Raw genomic sequence first — 824 nt, 5'->3', positions numbered from 1 at the left:
ACGGGGTGGCCGTCGACGACCAGGAACACCGGGCCGGTGGTGTCGGCCATCAGGCGTTTGCAGAACTCGATGAACGTGTCCGCGGTCATCGACCCGGTGAAGGTGGAAAAGCGCAGCAGGCCCTTGGCCGTCACGGCCGAGATCATGTTCAGCGAGAACCTGGCCCCGGTGGTCTTGACCACCGGGGTGCGTCCGATCGCGCCCCAGGTGGTGCCGGCGTGGTGGTCCGAGCGGATCCCGGCCTCGTCGGCGAAGTAGATCGTGCCGCCGGTCTTCTTGGCCTCCTTGGCGATCGCTGGGTACTCGGCCTGCTTCCAGGCCTCGACCCTCTCGGGGTCGGCCTGCCAGGCACGCCACAGCGGACGCTGCGGGGACAGCCCGAGACGGTGCAGCAGCCGTCCGACCGCCGAGGCCGACAGCTCGATCTCGAACTCGCGGCGGATGAACACCCGCACCAGGTCCCGGGTCCACAACGCGAAGTCGAACCGCAGCTGCCGCGGGTCGCTACCGACCACGACCTCGTACACCCGGCGGGTCTGCGCCTCGGTCAGCTTCGAGGGCCGGCCCGGGATCGGCTTGGCCCGCAACGCCTCCCGGCCCTGCTGGCGCGCCGTGGCGACCCACCCGTACACGGTGTGCTGGTGCAGTCCCAGCGCGCGGGCGACCTGCCGCGGGTCTGCGCCCTGTTCGACTCGGTCGACCGCGCGCAACCGCAGTGCCTCCAGCGTCTGGTGGTCCAGCTTTCGGCCATCGTCCTCGCGCATACCCCAGTCTCCCAGAACCAGGGCCAGAATCATTCGACATACTTACGCGTGTCTTAGTAA

1 protein-coding gene is annotated in these 824 nt (G+C 69.1%); it reads right to left on the bottom strand.

What is annotated here, in order from left to right:
- The coding region (locus tag FRW57_RS22285; protein ID WP_162529480.1) for an IS630 family transposase at positions 1-764 on the bottom strand (764 nt) is incomplete at its 3' end.
- Positions 765-824 lie beyond the last annotated feature (60 nt).

This window comes from Segeticoccus rhizosphaerae (assembly GCF_009192725.1).
Lineage (GTDB): Bacteria > Actinomycetota > Actinomycetes > Actinomycetales > Dermatophilaceae > Segeticoccus > Segeticoccus rhizosphaerae.
The sequence above is the reverse complement of the archived record's forward strand: the minus strand, read 5'-3'. Positions and strand labels throughout refer to the sequence as shown.